At 72.1% G+C, this 20,291-nt stretch carries 18 protein-coding genes and 1 pseudogene; 13 read left to right on the forward strand and 6 right to left on the reverse strand.

Annotation, left to right across the window (positions count from 1 at the left end):
* The first annotated feature begins 19 nt into the window (after nt 1–19).
* From OG453_RS34215 to OG453_RS34240, 6 genes are all read left to right on the forward strand, one after another.
* Nucleotides 20–1,225, forward strand: coding sequence for an MBL fold metallo-hydrolase (locus OG453_RS34215; RefSeq protein WP_266872441.1), 1,206 nt, complete (start codon nt 20–22; stop codon nt 1,223–1,225).
* Between the two features lie 384 nt (nt 1,226–1,609).
* Nucleotides 1,610–3,367, forward strand: a complete 1,758-nt coding sequence (locus OG453_RS34220) for a sensor histidine kinase KdpD (RefSeq protein WP_266872442.1) — start codon at nt 1,610–1,612, stop codon at nt 3,365–3,367.
* Between the two features lie 67 nt (nt 3,368–3,434).
* Nucleotides 3,435–3,869 (forward strand): roadblock/LC7 domain-containing protein, encoded by a 435-nt coding sequence (locus tag OG453_RS34225; protein WP_266872443.1) that lies wholly within the window; start codon nt 3,435–3,437, stop codon nt 3,867–3,869.
* Nucleotides 3,870–3,871: 2 nt separating this feature from the next.
* Nucleotides 3,872–4,246, forward strand: a complete 375-nt coding sequence (locus tag OG453_RS34230; RefSeq protein ID WP_266872444.1) for a DUF742 domain-containing protein — start codon at nt 3,872–3,874, stop codon at nt 4,244–4,246.
* Complete coding sequence (locus tag OG453_RS34235) at nt 4,224–4,820, forward strand: ATP/GTP-binding protein (RefSeq protein WP_266872445.1); 597 nt, start codon at nt 4,224–4,226, stop codon at nt 4,818–4,820. The genes OG453_RS34230 and OG453_RS34235 overlap by 23 nt, the downstream gene beginning before the upstream one ends.
* Nucleotides 4,817–5,389: a GAF domain-containing protein gene (locus OG453_RS34240; RefSeq protein ID WP_266873230.1), complete on the forward strand. Its 573-nt coding sequence runs from the start codon at nt 4,817–4,819 to the stop codon at nt 5,387–5,389. The genes OG453_RS34235 and OG453_RS34240 overlap by 4 nt, the downstream gene beginning before the upstream one ends.
* Before the next feature lie 91 nt (nt 5,390–5,480).
* Here the strand turns inward: OG453_RS34240 and OG453_RS34245 are convergent, their stop codons facing one another.
* Both OG453_RS34245 and OG453_RS34250 read right to left on the reverse strand, forming a co-directional pair.
* On the reverse strand, nt 5,481–7,370 hold the full coding sequence (locus OG453_RS34245) for a DUF2264 domain-containing protein (protein ID WP_266872446.1): 1,890 nt from the start codon (nt 7,368–7,370) through the stop codon (nt 5,481–5,483).
* Nucleotides 7,371–7,413: 43 nt separating this feature from the next.
* Nucleotides 7,414–8,742 carry a M60 family metallopeptidase gene (locus OG453_RS34250; protein WP_266872447.1) on the reverse strand — a complete coding sequence of 443 codons (1,329 nt, stop codon included), beginning with the start codon at nt 8,740–8,742 and terminating at the stop codon, nt 7,414–7,416.
* A 640-nt stretch (nt 8,743–9,382) separates the two neighbouring features.
* Here OG453_RS34250 and OG453_RS34255 point away from each other — a divergent pair.
* The 6 genes and pseudogenes from OG453_RS34255 to OG453_RS34280 all read left to right on the forward strand — a co-directional run.
* A pseudogene (locus OG453_RS34255) lies at nt 9,383–9,667 on the forward strand (right-handed parallel beta-helix repeat-containing protein); the annotation flags it as partial.
* 77 nt (nt 9,668–9,744) lie between these two features.
* Entirely contained in the window at nt 9,745–10,299 is a 555-nt protein-coding gene (locus tag OG453_RS34260; RefSeq protein WP_266873231.1) for a discoidin domain-containing protein, read from the forward strand.
* Nucleotides 10,300–10,343: 44 nt separating this feature from the next.
* Nucleotides 10,344–11,528, forward strand: a complete 1,185-nt coding sequence (locus OG453_RS34265; protein ID WP_266872448.1) for a Gfo/Idh/MocA family protein — start codon at nt 10,344–10,346, stop codon at nt 11,526–11,528.
* A 123-nt stretch (nt 11,529–11,651) separates the two neighbouring features.
* Complete coding sequence (gene tdh, locus OG453_RS34270; protein ID WP_266873232.1) at nt 11,652–12,680, forward strand: L-threonine 3-dehydrogenase; 1,029 nt, start codon at nt 11,652–11,654, stop codon at nt 12,678–12,680.
* Nucleotides 12,681–12,745: 65 nt separating this feature from the next.
* Complete coding sequence (locus OG453_RS34275; protein WP_266872449.1) at nt 12,746–13,954, forward strand: glycine C-acetyltransferase; 1,209 nt, start codon at nt 12,746–12,748, stop codon at nt 13,952–13,954.
* 63 nt (nt 13,955–14,017) lie between these two features.
* Nucleotides 14,018–14,917: a LysR family transcriptional regulator gene (locus tag OG453_RS34280; RefSeq protein WP_266872450.1), complete on the forward strand. Its 900-nt coding sequence runs from the start codon at nt 14,018–14,020 to the stop codon at nt 14,915–14,917.
* 4 nt (nt 14,918–14,921) lie between these two features.
* Here the strand turns inward: OG453_RS34280 and bla are convergent, their stop codons facing one another.
* From bla to OG453_RS34295, 3 genes are all read right to left on the reverse strand, one after another.
* Nucleotides 14,922–15,707, reverse strand: a complete 786-nt coding sequence (gene bla / locus OG453_RS34285; protein ID WP_323178690.1) for a class A beta-lactamase — start codon at nt 15,705–15,707, stop codon at nt 14,922–14,924.
* A gap of 725 nt (nt 15,708–16,432) precedes the next feature.
* Complete coding sequence (locus tag OG453_RS34290; RefSeq protein ID WP_266872452.1) at nt 16,433–17,017, reverse strand: hypothetical protein; 585 nt, start codon at nt 17,015–17,017, stop codon at nt 16,433–16,435.
* A gap of 11 nt (nt 17,018–17,028) precedes the next feature.
* On the reverse strand, nt 17,029–17,790 hold the full coding sequence (locus OG453_RS34295; protein WP_266872453.1) for a sulfite exporter TauE/SafE family protein: 762 nt from the start codon (nt 17,788–17,790) through the stop codon (nt 17,029–17,031).
* 84 nt (nt 17,791–17,874) lie between these two features.
* On the opposite strand from OG453_RS34295, the gene OG453_RS34300 reads away from it, so the two are divergent.
* Nucleotides 17,875–18,861 (forward strand): LysR family transcriptional regulator, encoded by a 987-nt coding sequence (locus OG453_RS34300; RefSeq protein WP_266872454.1) that lies wholly within the window; start codon nt 17,875–17,877, stop codon nt 18,859–18,861.
* A gap of 290 nt (nt 18,862–19,151) precedes the next feature.
* Here OG453_RS34300 and OG453_RS34305 read toward each other — a convergent pair whose 3' ends face one another.
* Nucleotides 19,152–20,189: a LacI family DNA-binding transcriptional regulator gene (locus OG453_RS34305; RefSeq protein WP_266872455.1), complete on the reverse strand. Its 1,038-nt coding sequence runs from the start codon at nt 20,187–20,189 to the stop codon at nt 19,152–19,154.
* Nucleotides 20,190–20,291 lie beyond the last annotated feature (102 nt).

The raw sequence follows: 20,291 nt of genomic DNA on the forward strand, positions 1-20,291 counted from the left end.
ACCCCTTCCAGGAGGTGCTGTGTCCCGTTCGCTGAGCTCTGGGCTCCGCTCGCTCAGGACCGCTGCCTTCGGCGCGGATCCGGCCGGAGAGCGGCTCGCACGGATCCACAGATCGCCGAACTTCGCCGACGGTTCCTTCCAGAACCCCGTAGGGGCGCAGAGTCGCCCCTCCGGTTCGACGGCTGTGGAGTTCGCGAAGGTCTACTTCCGTAAGGAGGAGCGGCTGCGGCGCAGCCCCACGGGCACCGTGCCCGTGCACGCCACGACCCTCGCCGACCTTGCCAAGCCCCCGGCCAGTGGGCTGCGGCTCACCTGGATGGGGCACTCCAGCGTGCTCGCCGAGATCGACGGGCGGCGTGTGCTCTTCGACCCGGTGTGGGGTGAGCGGTGCTCGCCGTTCTCCTGGGTCGGGCCCAAGCGGCTGCACCCCGTGCCGGTGCCGCTCGCGGCGCTCGGCCCGGTGGACGCGGTGGTCATCTCGCACGATCACTACGACCACCTCGACATGCCCACGATCAAGGCCCTGGCCGGCACGGGCACGGTGTTCGCGGTCCCGCTCGGCGTCGGCGCCCACCTGGAGCGCTGGGGCGTACCCGCCGACCGGCTGCGCGAGCTCGACTGGCACGACTCCACGAAGGTGGCGGGCCTGACCCTGACGGCGACGCCCGCACGCCATTTCTGCGGCCGCGGCCTGCGCAACCAGCAGCACACGCTCTGGGCGTCCTGGGCCGTCACGGGTCCCGAGCACCGGATCTACCACAGCGGGGACACCGGCTATTTCCCCGGCTTCCAGGACATCGGCGCGCAGCACGGGCCCTTCGACGCCACGATGATCCAGATCGGGGCCTATTCGGAGTGGTGGCCGGACATCCACATGACGCCCGAGGAGGGCATGCGCGCCCACCTCGACCTCCAGGGCGGCCGCCCGTCGGGCGTGCTGCTGCCGATCCACTGGGGCACCTTCAACCTCGCCCCGCACCCGTGGTCGGAGCCGGGCGAGGGCACGGTCGATGCGGCCTCCCGCGCGGGGGCACGGATCGCGCTGCCGGTGCCGGGCCAGCCGTTCGAGCCCGCGGCGGACTTGGTCCCCTCGGAGCCGTGGTGGCGCGGCGTCGCAGTCGAGCCGGGCGGCGGATGGCCCCGGGTGGTGCCGGGCGCCCCGGGCACCAGGCACTCCGAGGACGCCGAAGACACCGGGGAGCCGGAGGCGGCGCGGGTCGGCTGAGAGAAGTCACGGGGAGCGGGGAGGGGCATCGCGGACGTTCGCGGTGCCCCTCGACCGGTTCGGGGCGGTCACGTACGACGTGGCCGCCCCGACGTCATGACCGCCCCCTTCCCCCGAAGGGAAAGCCCGTTCGCCGAGCCATGCGGCCCGGCTGGAACTGGCGTCCGAAGGTGCAATCGGACTGCCGTGCGAGATGTCATACCAGAGCGGGACCTCGGCCGCCGTACTTTGTCAACTGCCCCTCGCACATGATGCGTTGCCGACTACCGTGAGTTGCCGTCGGTCGACGCAAGGATCATCGGATGGTCCACACGGCCGGCACGGCGATGTCGCGAAACGGCCCTCGCGCGATCGTCGGAGCCCGCACCCTGACCGAGGACGCTGATGTCTCACCTTCGCGCACCGGCCGCCCGCGCAGACCGCCGTGAAGGCGGCCGGCACGGCAGGCCCGGCAGCCGTACCATCGCGCCGCTGCCCGAGGCCCGGATACGTCCGCAGCTGCTGCGCATCGCCGTACTGCCGCCCGTCGCCGTCGCGCTCTGCGCCGGCGCGGCCGTGCTCTTCGTCGTCCGGGAGACCGCCACCCCGCTCGCCCCCGCGCTGCTCGTCATCCTCGCCGCCGCCGGGGCCATCACCCTGGTGAGCGTCGTCATCGCGGCCGTCGCGGCCGACCGCGCCGCGAACTCCGTACGCGACCGTGTCGGCTCGCTGCGCCGCAGCACCGCGCGCGGGCAGGCCGAACTGCGGCGGGTCGTGGAGCAGTTGCGGCGCGGCGACGGACCGCCCGCCCGCACGGCGGTGCCGGCCCGATCCGCCCAGGACGGCGACGAGTTCGGGCTGCTCGCCGACGAGCTGAACCGCGCCCACGAGGTCGCCGTCAGCGTGGTCGTCCAGGCCTCGCAGCTCTCCAGCCACGCGGGCAGCGAACAGAAGGTCGAGGTCTTCGTCAATCTGGCCCGGCGGCTGCAGTCGCTGGTGCACCGGGAGATCTCGCTGCTCGACGAGCTGGAGAACGACGTCGAGGACCCGGAGCTGCTCAAGGGCCTCTTCCACGTCGACCATCTCGCCACCCGCATCCGCCGCCACGCCGAGAACCTCGCCGTGCTCGGCGGCGCCATCTCCCGGCGTCAGTGGAGCAAACCGGTCACCATGATGGAGGTGCTGCGCTCGGCCATCGCCGAGGTCGAGCAGTACTCGCGGGTCAAACTGGTGCCGCCGATCGACGGCACCCTGCGCGGGCACGCCGTCGCCGACGTCATCCACCTCCTGGCCGAACTCGTCGAGAACGCCACGGTGTTCTCCGCACCGCACACCCAAGTCCTGCTGCGCGCCAACCTGGTGACGGCCGGGCTCGCCATCGAGGTCGAGGACCGCGGCCTCGGCATGCCCGTGACCGAGCAGAACAAGATGAACCACCTGCTCGCCGACCCCGACCAGGTCAATGTCGCGAGCCTCCTCCAGGACGGCCGCATCGGGCTCTACGTGGTCTCCGCGCTGGCCCGCAGACACGGCGTCGGGGTCCGCCTGCAGACCAACATCTACGGCGGCGTACAGGCCGTCGTCATCCTGCCGCAGGGGATGCTCGGAGCCGAACCGCAGAACGAGCCCGCCGCCGCCCCGCGCACCGCACCGCCGGGCGCCCCCGTCGGCGTACCGGAAACGGCACCGGCACCCCCGCAGGCCCCCCGCCCCGAACCGGTCGTCGTGCCGCGGCAGCCGCTGCGGGACGAGACCCCCGGCATGCCGGCGGCGAACGGCAACGGGAACGGGCCGCTGCCCGTACGCGGAGCGCGTGCGGACCGGCCCACGCCCGCCGAAGCCGTGCCGGGCATCCGGCCCGAGGACCGGCAGGCCGCGGCCGAGCACACGGGGACCCCGCCGGTCCCGCTCGGCGGCGCCGTGCACGGCCGGATGGACCGGCCCCGGCTCCCCAAGCGGCGCGCCCAGGAGCACATCGCACCGCAACTGCGCGACACGACGCCGTCGCCGCGCCAGGACCCCGACTACCACGTCGGCCACGACCCGGGCCTGATGGCCGCCTTCCAGCGCGGCATCGGCCTCGCCGCCGCCCAGGAGACCCGCGACCCGGCACCCGGACCGGACTTCGGCATCCCCCGCGACAGGGGCGACCAGGGTGGCTGACCCGCACCACACCGCAAGCACCACGTCTGCCACGGCAGACCCTCGTACCTCTAGGAGTCGATCGACCATGGCGAGCGATGTGCAGACCAGCCAGGTATCCGACCTCGACTGGCTGATGAGCGGCCTCGTACAGCGCGTGCCGCACACCCACAGCGCGGTCCTGCTCTCCTCCGACGGGCTCGTGAAGTCGGTCCATGGCCTCGACCCCGACAGCGCCGACCACATGGCGGCCCTCGCCTCCGGGCTCTACTCGCTGGGGCGCAGCGCGGGCGTCCGGTTCGGCGACGGCGGTGACGTACGCCAGGTGGTCGTGGAGCTCGACTCCACCCTGCTGTTCGTCTCGACGGCGGGATCGGGCACCTGTCTGGCGGTGCTCGCCGGGCGCGAGGCGGACGCGGCGGTGCTCGGCTACGAGATGGCGATGCTCGTCAAGAGCGTACGGCCGTACCTGATGACCGCACCCCGGCAGCCGGCCGGCGAACCCGCCCCGATGAGGCATTGAGCGTGGCGGCCCCGCACGACGGGCCATGGCTCGACGACGCGGCGGGACGACTCATCCGCCCCTACACGGTCAGCGGCGGGCGGACCCGGCCGACCACCCAACTCGACCTGCTGACCCAGGTGTTGGCCACCGGCGGCGCGCCGCCGCTCGGCCATCTGGGGCCCGAGCACGCGGAGGCGCTCGGGCTCTGCGCGGCACCCACATCGGTCGCGGAGATCGCGGCGCAGCTGAAACTGCCCGCCGTCGTGACCAAGGTGCTGCTCTCCGATCTCGTCGACTGCGGGGCGCTCACCCTGAGAGCCCCGGACTTCTACCACAACCCAACTGACCGGTCCCTGTTGGAGGCAGTGCTCGATGGATTACGACGACAGCTCTGACCCCTTCCCCACCGCACTGAAGATCTTGGTCGCGGGAGGTTTCGGGGTCGGCAAGACGACCTTCGTGGGCGCGGTGAGCGAGATCGCGCCGCTGAGCACGGAGGAGCTCCTCACGACCGTCAGCGAGGGCACCGACGATCTGTCGGGCGTCGAGAACAAGACCACGACCACCGTGGCCATGGACTTCGGCCGCATCACGCTCGACCCCGCGCATGTGCTCTATCTCTTCGGCACGCCCGGCCAGGAACGCTTCTGGTTCATGTGGGACGAGCTCTCCGAAGGCGCGCTCGGCGCGGTGGTGCTCGCCGACACGCGCCGCCTCGAGGACTGCTTCGCGGCCGTGGACTTCTTCGAGCAGCGCGGCATGGGATTCATCGTCGCCATCAACGAGTTCGACGGCGCCCACCGCTATGAACCCGAGGAGGTGAGGTCCGCCATCGACCTCGATCCCCAGGTGCCCGTCGTGCGCTGCGACGCGCGGATCTCAAGCTCCGGCATCGCCACGCTCCTCACTCTCGTCAAACACCTGCTCGCCCACGCCCCGACCGCACCGAGCCACGGAGCCCACACCTGATGTACGACCCGACCGCGCATCTGCTGCTCACTCCCGTCGACAAGGAGGCGCCGACCCGGGTGCGGCGGCTGCGCAGGCTCGGCATCGGGCTGCATCCCGACCGCGCGTTCGACGCGTTCGCCGACCGGCTCGCCGAGGTCACGGCGGCGCCGTACTCCATGGTCAACTTCATCGACGAGAACCGGCAGTTCTTCGCGGGACTGCACACCCCGGACAGCACCGGATCGGGCAGCGAACTCACCGCCGCGGCGGCCGCGGAGGGCGCGGCGTGCCGCTACATGGCCCGCGACCACGGCTACTGCCCGCATGTGGTCGTACGCCGCAAGGCCCTCGTCCTGGAGGACGTCTGCGACTATCCGCGGTTCGCGGGCAATCCCGTCGTCGACGAGATCGGGATCCGCTCCTATCTGGGAGCCCCGCTCATCGACCGCACCGGCACAGCGCTCGGCACGGTCTGTGTCGTGGACGTCGAGCCGCGCCCCTGGGGCAGGTCGGGCCTGGAGACGATCAAGGCGATGGCGGCGGAGCTGATCGAGCAGATCCACCGGCGGGAGGACGGCGGGATCTGACGCTCACACCTCCAGTACGTCCCCGTCGGGGAAGCGTGATCTGACGCTCACACCTCCAGTACGTCCCCGTCGGGGAAGCGCGATCTGACGCTCACACCTCCAGTACCGCCCCGTCGGGGAAGCGGACGCGGGCGCGGTCGCCGTCCACCGCGCAGGAGATGGACTCCCGCAACGCCGTGGGCAGGACGGTGTCCTGGGACAGCGCGACGAGCGTGACGTGGACGCTTGCGCCGCCCGCGTGGCCGGCGCGGGTCAGATACGGAGTCGCCGAGTGCGGGCCGAACGCGTTCGCCGCCACCTCGCGGGCGATGCCCGCCTCTTCGTCCCAGCCGTGGAGCGCGACGACGGCGCTGGTGAGGCCCGATTCCGTACGGGTGAGGGCCCAGCCGGGTCCTCGCTCGGCGTACGGCCGGGTCCCGTCGGCCACGGCGTAGCCGCCCTCGCGGACCGTCACGCCCGCCGGGGCCTGGACCCGGTGGACGCGGATCTCCCACGGGCCGTGCAGCACGCTGGTCGTCTCGATGGGGAACTCACCGTCGAAGCCCGGAAGTTGTACGTCGTGGCGGGAGGCGGCGGTGCGTTCCGCGCAGCTCAGCGGGTGGATCCGGCGGCGGCGGGACGGAGTGCCGTCCGGCGCGAGCAGCGCGAGGTGGCCGTCCACCGTCCGGTGCCATGCGCGCGGCGCCGTCTCGGGGGCGGTCGCCGTGGAGTAGCCGAACTTGGCGTAGTGCGGGTCGTCGGCCGCGGGGCCTTCGAGGGGGTTGTGATCGCTGCCGTGGTTGACGAGGCGGACGATGCCGTCGTGCCGCGTGCCGTGCAGCAGCCAGCCGGGCTCGGGGAGCGCCGTGTACTGGTCGGACTCCTCGACGGGGAGCGGCAGTTCGCGCTCCGTCCACACGGGATGGTCGGCGGGAAGCAGCAGGCCGAGGAAGCCCTTGCTGGCCCAGTACGGCGACGCCGGACCCGAGTAGGCCTGCGTCGAGGGCAGGAACGTGCCGTACCAGCCGAGCGGAAGCAGCCCGCGCTCGTCCGGGACGCCGCGCTCCACGAAGTGCCGTGCGGTGCCGGAGGCGAGCCGCCGGGTGAGGCCGGGGGCCAGTGGTGTGCAGTCCGCGAGGGCGCCCATCCAGACGGGCGCGGTCGCCGCGAAGCGGTAGGTGAGGGAGCGGCCCTGGTGGACGGGGGCGCCGTCGGCGCCGAAGAAGTGCGGGTAGGCGGCGAGGAATTGGTACAGCCGCTCGCGGTAGACCTTGCCTCGCCCGCCGTCCTCCTCCGCACCGGCCATCCGCGCCCACAGCAGCGGGTACAGGTGCATCGCCCAGCCGATGTAGTAGTCGAAGTTGCGCCCGTCGCCGTCGCTGTACCAGCCGTTGCCGCGGTACCAGTCCTCGATGCGGTCCAGGCCGCCGCCGATGTCCGACCGGCTGTGCGGGGCGCCGACGGAGGCCAGGAACTGTTCGGACACCACCTGGAAGAGCCGCCAGTTGTTGTCCCAGGTCTTGCCCCCGACGAAGCCGGAGAACCAGTCGACGACCCGCTCCTGGACCCGGGGGTCGAGCCTGTCCCAGATCCAGGGGCGGGTCTCGTGCAGCCCGATCGCGATGGACGCCGCCTCCACCATCTGCTGGGAGCAGTCGGTGAGTTCGGGCCAGGCCTCGCCGCCCGCGACGTCACGGTCCGTGCCCGTTGTCAGACCCTGCGTATAGCGTTCTATGAGGTGAGGGTCCACCTCACCGCCGGCTCCGGCGATCCGGAACGAAGCGAGGAGAAATGACCGTGCGTACCCTTCGAGCCCGTCCGACACGACCCCCGACCAACTGCCCCGGCCCGGCAGGCGGTACTGCGCGAAGTTCGGCGTCGCGTACGGGACGAGCGCCGCCAACTGCCGGTCGGCGAGCGCCTCCCAGTGCGACCGGGTCCAGCCCGTGAGCGGGGACAGGACGCGGTCGGTGGGCGGCAGGGTCAGGTGCGGTGCGGGCATGGTGGGGTCGGTGCTCCCTATTCGCGGTAGGTGATGGCCGGCGTCATTCGCGGTAGGTGCCGGCGTCGACGGTCGGCTTGGGAAGGCCGAGCGCGGCGATGCGCGCCTTGCCGGACGCGGTGATCGGGAAGCGCCACTTGGTGACGAAGAACTCGGAGAGGTCGCGTCCCGTGGCCCGGCTCGCGTACACGGCGAGGTTGTCGTAGCGGTCCGCGTCCGTCGCCGAGTTGGGGTTGTCGGTGCGGATCAGCTTGTGCAGTTCGGGCCAGACGCCGGTGCCGAAGGCGAGCCGCAGCTGCCAGAGCGGCACGAGCTTCTGCCATACGTCGAGCGTGGCGTAGTCCGTGCCCGAGTCGCGGGCGGTGAAGGCGCGGTCGTACACGTCCTTTCCATTGGCGTCCTTGGTGAGCAGCCGTGAGGTCTGGCCGAGGGTGCGCTGCGCGGCGAGCGAGTAGAGGTTGCAGGTGACCTCCGTGAGCGCGCCGGGCTTGTAGGCGAACTGCTGATGCTGGTGGCCGAGTTCGTGGTACATGCCCCAGCCGCCGGTGCGCAGTCCGTTCACACCCGCGATGTACGTCATCGCGCCGCTCGGGTAGCCGGTGTAGCCGTGCGTCGCGTAGGCGCCGACGCCCGATGCGACCTTCGTGACGTTCACGAAGTGGTACGGCAGCGGATTGCGGGCGTGGGTGCCGGTGCTGCCGCTCAGTCCGCTGAAGGTCGCGTGGGAGGTGAGGAGCTGTTCGTAGGTGTCGAGGAGCGTGGCGTGGTTCTCGGCGCGGTACTGCAGGGCGGTGGCGCGGGAGAGCGTGACGATGGCGTGCGCGGACCGCAGCTGCACATATCCGGCGGCCGTCGCCGAGTCGAGCTGGGCCTGGAAGGAGGCCTCGGAGGTCGAGCCGTGCGTGAAGGTGGGCATCGGCACGGAGCCGGTACCGATGGTGACCGTGGCGCGCTGGCCGCTGCCGGTCATCGTCAGGTGGAGCGGGCCGCCGTGCGGGTCCGTGACGGTGTTCGCGCCGGCCTTGAGGGTGTAGGAGCGCGGGGCGTTGGGGGTGGCGTAGTGGTCGGGGATGCCGACGTACAGGGTGGGCAGGACGCCGTCCGGGGCCGAGACGGTGACCGTGACGGGGGTGCCGGCGGGTGCGTAGGCCGCCGTGGTGAAGAAGTCACTGGCGCGCTGGGCGGCGCCGAGCCGGATGCGCTGGGGCTCGGCGGAGACGCGGGCGGTGAGGTTGACGGTGACGGCGGCGCGGGGCGCGGCCTTCCGGCGCGCGGCGGTGACGGCCCGCGCGGGCGAGGGGAGCAGGGCGGCGCCGCTGGTGAGGGCGGCCAGGCCGGTGAGGACGGTACGGCGGGGCGGAGTGGATCTCATGGTGCAGTCCTTCGAGGGGGGATCGGCTGGGGTGGATCAGGTGGTGCGCTGGTGGGGGCGGGTGCGGGTGCGGGTGCTGGTGCGGTTACGTCCGTCCGCGGTGGCTCGACGGGGCTGCCGGGTATCTGGGCGGCTCCAACGGAGGCCGGCTGGTGAGGGCAGGCGCGGGTGAGGGTGGTGGCGTGGACGGGGCGGGTGGCGGTGTCGGGTGGGGGGTGTCGAAGGGGGCGGGGCCATGAGTCGGGCGCGCGGGGTGCGGGTCGGGTGAGGCGGGGTGTGGGTCGGGGTGCGGGTGCGGGTCGGGCGAGCCAAGGCGTGGGTCGGGGCGCGGGGTGCGGGTGAAGGTCGGGCAGGACGAGGCGTGCGTCGGGGCGCGAGGTGCCTGTCGGGTGAGGCGGGGCGTGTGGCGAGCGGGGCGGGGCGGTTGGGCCGGGGTCACCGCATGGCCGCCGTGTGTGAATGGCTGCGCGAGCCTCGACGCAGGGCGGTCGGGTTGGGGTCACCGCGTGGCCGCCGTGTGTGAATGGCCGCGTGAGCCCTCGACGCGGACGGTGACGACGGTGCGGCGGCCCGGCGTGACGGTCACGGTGCCATCGGCGCGGATGACTTCCCGTACGGGGAAGGGGATTACACCGACGCCGTGGGCATCTGGGCCGGATACGAGGCCGGTTCGGTCGTCGACCACAACACCATCGACGATCTGCCCTACTCGGGCATCTGGGTGGGCTGGGGCTGGAACCAGCCCGAGGCGCAGAAGTCCGTCCTGCGCGACAACCGGATCACGAACAACCGGATCACGAACGTGATGCGCGTCGAGCACGCCCAGCACGACGGCGGCGCCATCTACACCCAGGGCGCCCAGCCCGGCACGGTCGTCTCCGGCAACTACATCAACCGCTCCGCCTACGGGAACACCGAGCGGGACGGCAACGGCATCTACCTTGACGAGCAGTCCTCGTACATCCGCGCCGAAGGCAACGTCATCACCCGCATCGGCTACAAGTGGGTCTCCAACTGGGCCGATTACGGCATCCAGAACCGCGCCACCGGCAACTGGGCCGACACCGACGCGCCGGCACTCTCGGGCACCGGATCGACGATGCAGGACAACCACACCGAGGTCGACCGGCTGCCCGCACAGGCGCGCACGGGGCGCCGGCCGAACAGCTCCGCCCGGACCTCGCACGTGCCGGCACGGCGTCCCAGTCCTCCACGGACGGTGCCGCCGATGCGGCGTACGCGACCGACGGGGACACCTCCACCGACACCCGCACGCTCTCCGAACCGGGCGCCTGGTGGCAGGTCGACCTCGGCGAGGCGCGGCGGGTGGGACAGGTCGAGGTCTGGAACAACACCGCCATGACCACCGCCGATTTCGACGTGCAGCTCGCGAGGGCCGCCGACTTCGCCGACGCCACGACGCTGCACGTCACCGGACGATCATTGCGGCCCACACTCCTCGACACGGACGCGGAAGCCAGATACATAAGGATCAAGCTCACCGGCACGGGACCCGTGGCACTCGCCCACGTACTCGTGCATCCTGCACGTACATAGGCAACACCCGCACCCGCACAGGTATTTGTACGGAAAGGCACACCATGACCGACCTCCGTCTAGGCGTCCTCGGCTACGGCTTGCGCGGTTCGCTCGCCCGCACCGCGCACCGGCCCGGCGCGGGCTCCCGCGTCACCGCGCTCGCCGACCACGACGTGACCGCGCGGACGGAGGCGGCTGTGGCCTTCCCCGGCGCCCTGATATCCACCGACCACCGCAAGGTCGTCGAGGACCCCGACGTCGACGCCGTCGTGATCCTCACCCCCGACCACACCCACGCACAGCTCGCCTGCGAGGCGCTGCGCGAGAAGAAGCCCGTCTTCGTCGAGAAGCCCCTCGAAATCGGCATCGAGGCCTGCGACGAGATCCTGCGGACCGCCCACGAGACCGGAACGCGCCTCTACGTAGGCCACAACATGCGCCACATGCCCGTCGTCAGGCTGATGCGCGACATCATCGGGCGCGGCGAGATCGGCGAGGTCAAGACGGTCTGGGTGCGCCATTTCGTCGCCTACGGAGGCGACTGGTACTTCAAGGACTGGCACGCCGAACGGCAGCACACCACCAGCCTGTTGCTCCAGAAGGCCGCCCACGACATCGACGTACTGCACTGGCTCGCGGGCGGCTACGCCCGCCAGGTGCAGGCGCTCGGCGACCTCATGGTCTACGGCGACAACCCGCACCGCCGCGCGCCGGGCGAGCCGAAGTCCGACGACTGGTACACCAAGGACGGCCACTGGCCGCCGCACACCCAGCGCGACCTCAACCCCGTCATCGACGTCGAGGACGTATCGCTGGTCAACATGCGCCTCGACAACGGGGTGTTGGCGTCCTACCAGCAGTGCCACTTCACCCCCGACTACTGGCGCAACTACACCGTCATCGGTGACGCGGGCCGCCTGGAGAACTTCGGCGACGGACCGGGGGGAGTGGTGAAGGTCTGGAACCAGCGGCGCTCGTCCTACCGCCCCGAAGCCGACGCCGAATACCCGGTGCCGGACGCCCAGGACGAGGGCGGGCACGGCGGCTCCGACCCGCTGCTCATCGACGAGTTCGTCCGCTTCGTACGCGAGGGCGGCCGCACCGACACCTCGCCGGTGGCCGCCCGGATGGCGGTCGCGGCGGGCGTGCGCGCCACGCAGTCGCTGAGGGACGGGGGCACGCCGAGGGAGGTGCCGGCGCTCGCCCCGGAGCTGATCGCCTACTTCGAGCGCGGCCAGGAGAGGTAACGGCCCGGGCCTGAAGGAAAGCTGCGGCGGCGCTTAAGAAATCCTCGATGGACCGGGGCGCCGCCGTAGGGAAGATTCCTGTGTCGTCGGTGGAAGCAGTGACGTACGACGGGAGCCGTGGCGTTGAAGGCGCTGGTCAAGGAGAAGGCGGAACCGGGACTCCGGCTGATGGACGTGCCGGAGCCGGTCATCGGCCACGGCGATGTCCTGATCAAGGTGCTCCGCACCGGGATCTGCGGCACGGACCTGCACATCCGGGCCTGGGACGGCTGGGCGCAGCAGGCCATCGCCGCGCCCCTGGTCGTCGGGCACGAGTTCGTCGGCGAGGTCGTCCAGATTGGCCGTGACGTCGCCGACATCAAGATCGGCGACAGGGTCAGCGGCGAGGGCCACCTGGTGTGCGGCAAGTGCCGCAACTGCCAGGCGGGACGCCGCCATCTGTGCCGTGCGACGGTCGGGCTCGGCGTCGGCAGGGACGGGGCGTTCGCGGAGTACGTCGCGCTGCCCGCCTCCAATGTGTGGGTGCACCGCGTCCCGGTGGACCTCGACGTGGCCGCGATCTTCGACCCGTTCGGCAACGCGGTGCACACCGCCCTGTCCTTCCCGCTGGTCGGCGAGGACGTCCTGATCACCGGAGCGGGACCGATCGGCCTGATGGCCGCGGCCGTGGCCCGGCACGCGGGGGCCCGCAACGTCGTCATCACCGACGTCAGCGAGGAGCGCCTCGACCTGGCCCGCAAGGTCGGCGCGAGCCTGGCGCTGAACGTGGCCGAGACCTCCATCGCCGACGGCCAGCGCGAGCTCGGCCTGCGCGAGGGCTTCGACGTCGGCCTGGAGATGTCCGGCAACCCGGTCGCGATGCGCGACATGCTCGCCAACATGACCCACGGCGGCAAGATCGCCATGCTCGGTCTGCCGTCCGACGAATTCGCCGTGGACTGGTCCAGGATCGTCACCTCCATGATCACGATCAAGGGCATCTACGGCCGCGAGATGTTCGAGACCTGGTACGCCATGTCCGTGCTGCTCGAAGGCGGCCTCGACCTGGCACCCGTGATCACCGGCCGCTACGGCCACCGTGACTTCGAAGCGGCCTTCGACGACGCGGCGAGCGGCCGCGGCGGCAAGGTCATCCTCGACTGGACCTCCTGACCCCCGCCAGCCCTGCTGACCCCCTCCTGGCCTCCTGACCGACCTCTTCTTTAAAGGAAGTCACCATGTTCGACTCCGTACGCGACGATCTCCAGGCCACCCTCGACGAGATCGCCGCCGCGGGCCTGCACAAGCCCGAGCGCGTCATCGGCACCCCGCAGTCCGCCACGGTCGCGGTGACCGCGGGCGGCCGCCCTGGCGACGTACTGAACTTCTGCGCGAACAACTATCTCGGCCTGGCCGACCACCCCGAGGTCGTCGCCGCCGCGCACGAGGCCCTGGACCGCTGGGGCTACGGCATGGCGTCCGTGCGCTTCATCTGCGGTACGCAGGAGGTGCACAAGGAGCTGGAGGGGCGCCTTTCCGCGTTCCTCGGCCAGGAGGACACGATCCTCTACTCGTCCTGCTTCGACGCCAACGGCGGAGTCTTCGAGACGCTGCTCGGCGCGGAGGACGCGGTCATCTCCGACGCGCTCAACCACGCCTCGATCATCGACGGCATCCGCCTTTCGAAGGCCCGCCGCTTCCGGTACGCCAACCGTGACATGGCCGACCTGGAGCAGCAGTTGAAGGAGGCCGCCGAGGGCGGCGCGCGCCGCAAGCTCATCGTCACCGACGGCGTCTTCTCCATGGACGGGTACGTCGCCCCGCTGCGGGAGATCTGCGACCTCGCCGAGCGCTACGACGCGATGGTCATGGTCGACGACTCGCACGCCGTCGGCTTCGTCGGCCCCGGCGGCCGCGGCACCCCCGAGCTGCACGGCGTCATGGACCGTGTCGACATCATCACCGGTACGTTGGGCAAGGCGCTCGGCGGTGCTTCGGGCGGCTACGTCGCGGCCCGCGCCGAGATCGTCGCGCTCCTGCGCCAGCGCTCGCGCCCGTACCTCTTCTCGAACACGCTCGCCCCGGTGATCGCCGCGGCCTCGCTGAAGGTCCTCGACCTCCTTGAGTCGGCCGGTGACCTGCGGGAACACCTCGCCGCGAACACCGCGCTCTTCCGCTCGCGGATGACCGAGGAGGGCTTCGACATCTTGCCGGGCGACCACGCGATCGCGCCGGTCATGATCGGCGACGCGTCGGTGGCGGGACGGATGGCCGAGCTGCTCCTGGAGCGGGGCGTGTACGTGATCGGCTTCTCGTACCCGGTGGTGCCGCAGGGCGCCGCCCGGATCCGGGTCCAGCTGTCCGCGGCGCACTCCACGGAGGACGTGAACCGCGCTGTGGACGCGTTCGTCGCGGCGCGGGCGGAGCTGGACGCCGTGCAGGCGTGACCCGCGGGCTCCGGGTGGGGCCCGTGGTGGGGGAGTGGCCGCCGGTTTGGGAGAATTGGCCACATGATCGAAGCGCGGCGGCTGCACATCCTCCGTGCGGTGGCCGACCACCGCACCGTGACGGCGGCTGCCGCCGCGCTCTATCTCACGCCCTCCGCGGTCTCCCAGCAGCTGACCGCCCTGGAGCAGGAGACCGGCCACCGCCTGGTGGAGCGCGGCGCGAAGGGCGTACGGCTCACGCCCGCCGGGGAGATCCTCCTTTCCCACACGAACGCGGTCCTCGCCCAGCTGGAGCGGGCCGAGGCGGAACTGGCCGCGTACAGCTCGGGCGCCGCGGGCACGGTGACCGTCGCGTCCTTCGCCACGGGCATCGCCCTGGTCGTCGGCCCCGCCCTGGCCCGGCTGGCTTCGTCGGCGCCCGGGATAAGGGTGCGGGTCCAGGACGCGGAGGGCGACGCGAGCCTGCCGATGGTGCTCGACCGGCAGGTGGATGTCGCGGTGGCGGTGGAGTACCGCGGCGCGCCGGGCGCGGACGACCCCCGGCTGACACGCGTCCCGCTCTACGCGGAGCCGTTCGACGCGGTGCTCCCGGTGACCCACCGGCTCGCGGCGGCCGAACGCGTACCGCTCGCGGAGCTCGCCAAGGACGCGTGGATCGGGCCCTTCGCGGGGAACCCCTGCCACGACGTGGTGATCCTCGCCTGCGAGGCGGCCGGGTTCCAGCCGCTCCTTGAGCACTGGTCGGACGACTTCCGAGCCGTGGTCGCGCTGGCCTCGGCCGGTGTGGGGGTCGCCCTCGTCCCGCGGTCCGCGCTGAAGGGCATGGACATCTCGGGGGTCGTGATCCGCCCCGTCGACGGCGTCGCCCCCACACGCCGGGTGTTCGCCGCGGTGCGGTGCGGCGCGGAGGAGCACCCGCTGATCCGTCCGGTGCTCGACGCTTTGGGGGAGGCGGCGCAGTAACGGTCTAGGTGAGGGCCGACGTCACGTATGCCGTGGCCTCCGCGATCAGGGCCTCCCTCGGTTCGGCGTCGTACCCGGAGCGGTCCGACATGATCGCGAGGACGATCGGCGCGGCGTTCGGCGGCCACACGACGGCGATGTCGTTGGCGCGCCCGTAGTTTCCTGTGCCGGTCTTGTGGGCCAGCGTCCAGCCCTTGGGAAGACCGGCACGGATGCGCTTCTCACCGGTGGTGCTGCGCTCGAGCCAGTCCTTCAGGAGGGCGCGCTTGCGCGCGGGCAGCGCCTTGCCGATCACCAGCTCCTGATAGTCGCGGGCGACGGCACGGGGCGTGGTGGTGTCGCGTGGATCGCCGGGGCGGTTGTCGTTCAGCTCGGGCTCGAACTGATCCATCCGGCTCACCGCGTCGCCGAGCCCCCGCAGATACGCGGTGAGGCGACGGGTCCCGCCGATGTCGCGCATCAGCAGATTCCCGGCCGTGCCGTCGCTGTACCGGACCGCGGCGTCGCAGAGCTGCCTGATGGTCATGCCGGTCGCGACATGGTCCTTGGTGATCGGCGAGATGGAGTCGACGTCGGCCTCGCTGTAGGTGACGACCTTGTCCAGGTGACTCAGCGGCTTCCGGTCGAGGACGGCCGCCGCGGCGAGCGCCTTGAAGGTGGAACAGAACGCGAAACGGTCATCCGCGCGGTGGGTGAGCACGGCGCCGGTGCGGGTGGCCAGCGCGTACACCCCCAGACGCGCGTCGTGCTCGCGCTCCAGCGCGGCGAAGCGCGAGGAGGCTTTCGCCATGGCGGGATGCTCGCGGGACGGAGAGGCGGACGCCGCCGCCGGCCGTTGCGGGGAGGGCCGCCGCTCGTCGGCCGCGCATCCCGCCAACGGCAGAACCATCCCCGCCCCCAACAGAGCACGACGCGTGAGACCGGACGGTCGAGACGAACCCACGTTTCACCCTTTCCATGGCTTTCCATGACGCAACCCTTGCCCGGCAAGTGAACACGAACGCGGCCGGTCGGGGAGGCATGCCGCGATGCCGGGCGAGAGATCAGGCCATGGGCGTGGAGGTGGGTGGGAGGGGCGCGTGGGGGTGGGCTTCGGCGGCCCGGATCGTCCGTGCGGGTGGGCGGTGCGGGATCACGGACGACGCTGGGTGGGCCGCCGGGCTCCGTCCGGACCGCCCGACATCGGCGGGGTGCCGACGTAGCTGTCCCCCTTTGCTGTCTCCGTCCAGGCCACGCGCGGGGAGGTGGGCAGCCGGTGCACGCGGGGCGGGCTGCGGTGGTGCGGATCTGTTCGCGCGGATCCGGTGGTGCGGATCCGTTCGTGCGGATCAGGGATGGCGCTGGGTGGGGGGCCTCTGTCCGGAGCAGGCCGCCGGACATTGGCCGGGTGCCGAGGCAACTGCCGCCTTTACCGTCTCCGTTCAGGCCACGGGCGGGGAGGTGGGCGGGCGGTGCGCGCCGCGGGGCGGGGATCGGCGGCGCGGATCCGTCCGTGTGGAGATCCGTCCGTACGGATCAGGGATGGCGCTGGGTGGGCCGCCGGAGCTCCGCCCGGACCAGGCCGCCCGACACCGGCGCGGTGCCGAGGCCGCTCTCTCCGCCACCATCTCCCTCTCCGTCTGCATGGCGCAGCACCCAGTCGTCGAGGTCGCGTGCCGCCTCCAGGGGTGCCCTGGTGGCGTACGTATGCCACCAGCCGGCCTCGGCCTGCGGTCCCGCTTCGTCCGGGCGGCGCAGTTCCTCCCGGACCTGGGCCTCGGCCAAGGCGAACCGCACGCGTGCGGACCGGGCCTCGACGCCCAGGATGTCGCCGATGAGCTGCCAGCTCGCGCCGCCGATGCGCTCGAAGACGGCGGCGGCTTCGAGCAACCGGCGTGCGGCCGCGAGCACTTGGGCGGCGTCGGCCAGCACGGAACCGGGGGAGCCGACGCCGCCGTCGGGCCGCAGCTCGTGCTCGCCGATCGGTACGGCGGCGCGCGCGAGGTCGGCGAGATCACACGCCTCGAAGGCGGCCGCCAGACGTGCGCGGGCCGCGTCCGTGTACGCGGAGGCGCCGTCCATCATGTTCTCGGCGTTGCCGCCGGGGTTGCCTTCGGTCATGTCGGTCGGCCTCAACTGCGCAGGAAATAAAGGACGGTCATGGTCGCGGCCGTGGTCAGGATGATGCCCCGCAGCAGCCGGGCGGAGAGCCGACGCGCGAAGTGCGCGCCGGTGACGCCACCGATCAGCGCGCCCGTCAGCATGCCGGCGATGACGAGCGGGGCGCTCAGCGCGTCCGAGGCGACGAGGAACAGCACGGTCGCGCTGAGATACATGGCCGCGATCTGGGTGACCCGCACCGGATTGCCCGCCGCGGTGTCGATGCCCAGGCCGATGCTCCACAGGGCCAGCATCAGGATGCCTACGGCACCGCCGAAGTATCCGCCGTACAGGGCGAGGAGGAACTGGCCGATCAGGATGGCCCGGGAGCTCATGCCGACCGGGCGGCCGAGGGCCGTGGTCAACGTACGGGACAGGCGGCGTCCGAAGGCGAGCACCAGCGTCGCGAAGGCGAGCAGCCAGGGCACCGCCGCGTCGAACGACGCCGCGGGCAGGGTGAGCAGCAGACCGGCGCCGATCGCGCCGCCGACCGCGCTGACCGCGGTCAGCGCCGGCATGGACGCCGTGCCGACCGGGGCGAGTTCGCGTCGGTAGACCCAGCCGCTGGCCAACGCGCCCGGCACCAGGGCGATGGTCGCCGACGCGTTCGCCGTCACGGGGGAGAGACCGACCGCGACGAGAGCGGGCAGCGCCACGAACGTGCCTCCGCCGCCGACGGAGTTCAGCGCCCCGGCGGCGACACCGGCGAGCAGGACGAACAGGATCTCGGGCATCGGGCGAGCATCACCCCGTGACCGCCCGGCCCACAATGCGTAATCGGTGTACCCAGCCTAAGGCTGGGCCATAGGCTCGGCCGGGTGCGTTATGACCTCGACGATCTGCGGCTCTTCCTCGACATCGTGACGGAGGGCTCGATCACGGCGGGCGCCCGCCGGATGCATCTGAGCCTGCCGTCGGCCAGCGCCCGGGTGCGCTCGCTGGAGCACCAGGCGGGGGTGGAGCTGCTGATCCGCGGCCGCCGGGGTGTGCGCCCCACACCGGCCGGGACGACGCTGGCCCGGCACGCGCGCGAGGTCATCGCGCAGACCGTGCGGCTCGAGAGCGCCGTGGCGGGCTACACCCGGTCCCCGGCCGCTCCGCTGACCCTGCTGAGCGGCGGCTCCGCCATGCACCGGCTCGTGCCGCGCGCCCTGGTCTCGTTCCTGCGGGCGCACCCCGACGTCGACGTCACCGTGTCCGAAAGCCGTACGCCGCAGACTGTGCGCAAGCTGGCCGACGGCGAGGCGGACCTGGGGGTGGTCGTCGACGACGAGGCACGCGACAGCGGCCTGGAGACGGAACCGCTGGGCGACGACTCCCTCGTCGTGATCGGCCAGGCAGGCGGGGTGCTCGCCGGGCGCACCGCGCTGACCTACCGGGAGGCCGCCGAGCACCCGCTCGTCGGGCTCGACGCCGATTCCTCGCTGGGGCGCTGGATCGAGAAGCACCTCGGCCCGCACGCGCCGGTCGCGCGCTACCGCACCAGCGTCGCCCACCTGAACGTCCTGGTCGCCCTCGCGGCCGCCGGCGTCGGCCTGGCGGTGGTCCCACGCCGCGCGATCGACCCGAGCCAGCCCTTGGACGTGTGCGAACTGCAGGACCCGTGGGCTCGGCGGCAGCATCTGCTGGCGTGGGGGGTCAAGAACGGCCCGTCGTCACCGGCGGTCCAGGCGCTGGCGGAGCATCTGCGGAGGGCGGCACTTTCGGAGGACGGGTGGAAGCGGCCGGGGGTGGGGGGTGATCGGGGCGGTTCGTGTGGGGGCGGCGAAGGTTGGCCGATGTCGAGTACGGGGGCTGGGGGGTGATCGGGCTGGTTCGGGTGGGGGGGCGGCGAAGGCGGGCGGGTGTGGAGTCCGGGTGCTGGGGGTGATCGGGCTGGTTCGGCCGGGGGCGGCGAAGGTCGGCGGGTGTCGAGTCGGGGCGCTGGGGGTGATCGGGCTGGTTCGGCCGGGGGCGGCGAAGGTCGGCGGATGTCGAGCCCAGGCACTGGGGGTAACCGGGCCGGTTCGGGCCGGGGGCGGCAAAGGTTGGCGGATGTCGAGCCCGGGCACTGCCGGGTAAACGGGTGGGTGGGCGGGAAAAAATCCGCCGCGACTCAGCCGGGAGGCCCAACGCTCCCCCGCAGTACCACCTCCCCCCGAACCCGTTCGACCCGAGACCTCACGCCCCGCTCCCGCAGAGCAAGCCCCATGACCTCCCGCCCCATCCGAGCCAGCGGCAACGTCACGGTACTCAGCGGCGGGTCCAGTTCAGCGACCAGCGGCACGTCGTCGAACCCGGCCAGCGACACATCCTCCGGCACCCGAAGCCCCCGCTCCCGCAGCGCGCCCAACGCCCCCACGGCCATCACATCCGTCACCGCGAAGACGCACGTCACCCGCCGCCCCCGCCGCAGCAGTTCGACCGCCGCCGCATGGCCGCCGGCCCGGGTGAACGCGCCCTCCACGATCCGCTCGGGCGGCAGCGCGACCCCCGCGTCGGCCAGCGCGTCGCGGAACCCGGCGAGCCGGTCCGCGACCGTGGTGAGCCGCTCCGGCCCGGTGAGGACGGCGAACTCCCGATGGCCCAGGGACAGCAGCGCCCGCGCCAGAGCGCCCGCGCCCTCCCGGTTCTCCGGCTGCACCGTGTCGACGCGGAGGCCGCGGTGCCTGCTGACCACGGCGACACGGCCCCCGTCCCGTATGTACGGGGTGAGCTCGGACTTCAACGACCGTTCCCACGCCGGGTCCTGGAACCCCGAGCCGATCAGCAGGATCGCGCGGGCCCGCTGCGCGCGCAGCATCGACACGTACGCGATCTCCCGGTCCGGGGCGCGAAAGGTGCTGGCCAGCATGACAAGGAGGTCCCGCTCGGCCGTCGCCGCCATCACGCCGCCTGCGATCGCCGAGAAGTACGGGTCGCCGACGTCGTGGCAGATCACGCCGACCGTGTTGTTGGAGGCGCTGGCGAGCGCCTGCGCATGGGCGTTGGGGATGTAGCCCAGCCGGTCGGCGGCGTCGATCACCCGCCGGCGCAGCTCCTCACGGACCCGCGTCGTGCCGTTCAGCGCCCGTGACGCGGTGGCCGGGGAGACCCCGGCCGTACGGGCCACCGCGTGCAGCGTGACATGCGGCCCGTGTTCCCGTTCCCCCACCCGCGCCCCCCTTCGTCTCGCGCCGCGAAACTTCGAGCCGACCTATTGACCCTGCGGTCAGCCAGTCATTAGCGTGGCGGACACCCTATCAGAAAGCGCTTT

Source organism: Streptomyces sp. NBC_01381, from assembly GCF_026340305.1.
In the GTDB taxonomy this organism is placed as follows: domain Bacteria; phylum Actinomycetota; class Actinomycetes; order Streptomycetales; family Streptomycetaceae; genus Streptomyces.

Coding starts and splice junctions, on each gene's coding strand:
- OG453_RS34290 (WP_266872452.1), bottom strand. CDS start 17,017: ATGACCGAAGGCAACCCCGGCGGCAACGCCGAGAACATGATGGACGGC.
- OG453_RS34265 (WP_266872448.1), top strand. CDS start 10,344: ATGACCGACCTCCGTCTAGGCGTCCTCGGCTACGGCTTGCGCGGTTCG.
- OG453_RS34250 (WP_266872447.1), bottom strand. CDS start 8,742: ATGAGATCCACTCCGCCCCGCCGTACCGTCCTCACCGGCCTGGCCGCC.
- OG453_RS34245 (WP_266872446.1), bottom strand. CDS start 7,370: ATGCCCGCACCGCACCTGACCCTGCCGCCCACCGACCGCGTCCTGTCC.
- OG453_RS34280 (WP_266872450.1), top strand. CDS start 14,018: ATGATCGAAGCGCGGCGGCTGCACATCCTCCGTGCGGTGGCCGACCAC.
- bla (WP_323178690.1), bottom strand. CDS start 15,707: ATGGCGAAAGCCTCCTCGCGCTTCGCCGCGCTGGAGCGCGAGCACGAC.
- OG453_RS34235 (WP_266872445.1), top strand. CDS start 4,224: ATGGATTACGACGACAGCTCTGACCCCTTCCCCACCGCACTGAAGATC.
- OG453_RS34220 (WP_266872442.1), top strand. CDS start 1,610: ATGTCTCACCTTCGCGCACCGGCCGCCCGCGCAGACCGCCGTGAAGGC.
- OG453_RS34275 (WP_266872449.1), top strand. CDS start 12,746: ATGTTCGACTCCGTACGCGACGATCTCCAGGCCACCCTCGACGAGATC.
- OG453_RS34225 (WP_266872443.1), top strand. CDS start 3,435: ATGGCGAGCGATGTGCAGACCAGCCAGGTATCCGACCTCGACTGGCTG.
- OG453_RS34295 (WP_266872453.1), bottom strand. CDS start 17,790: ATGCCCGAGATCCTGTTCGTCCTGCTCGCCGGTGTCGCCGCCGGGGCG.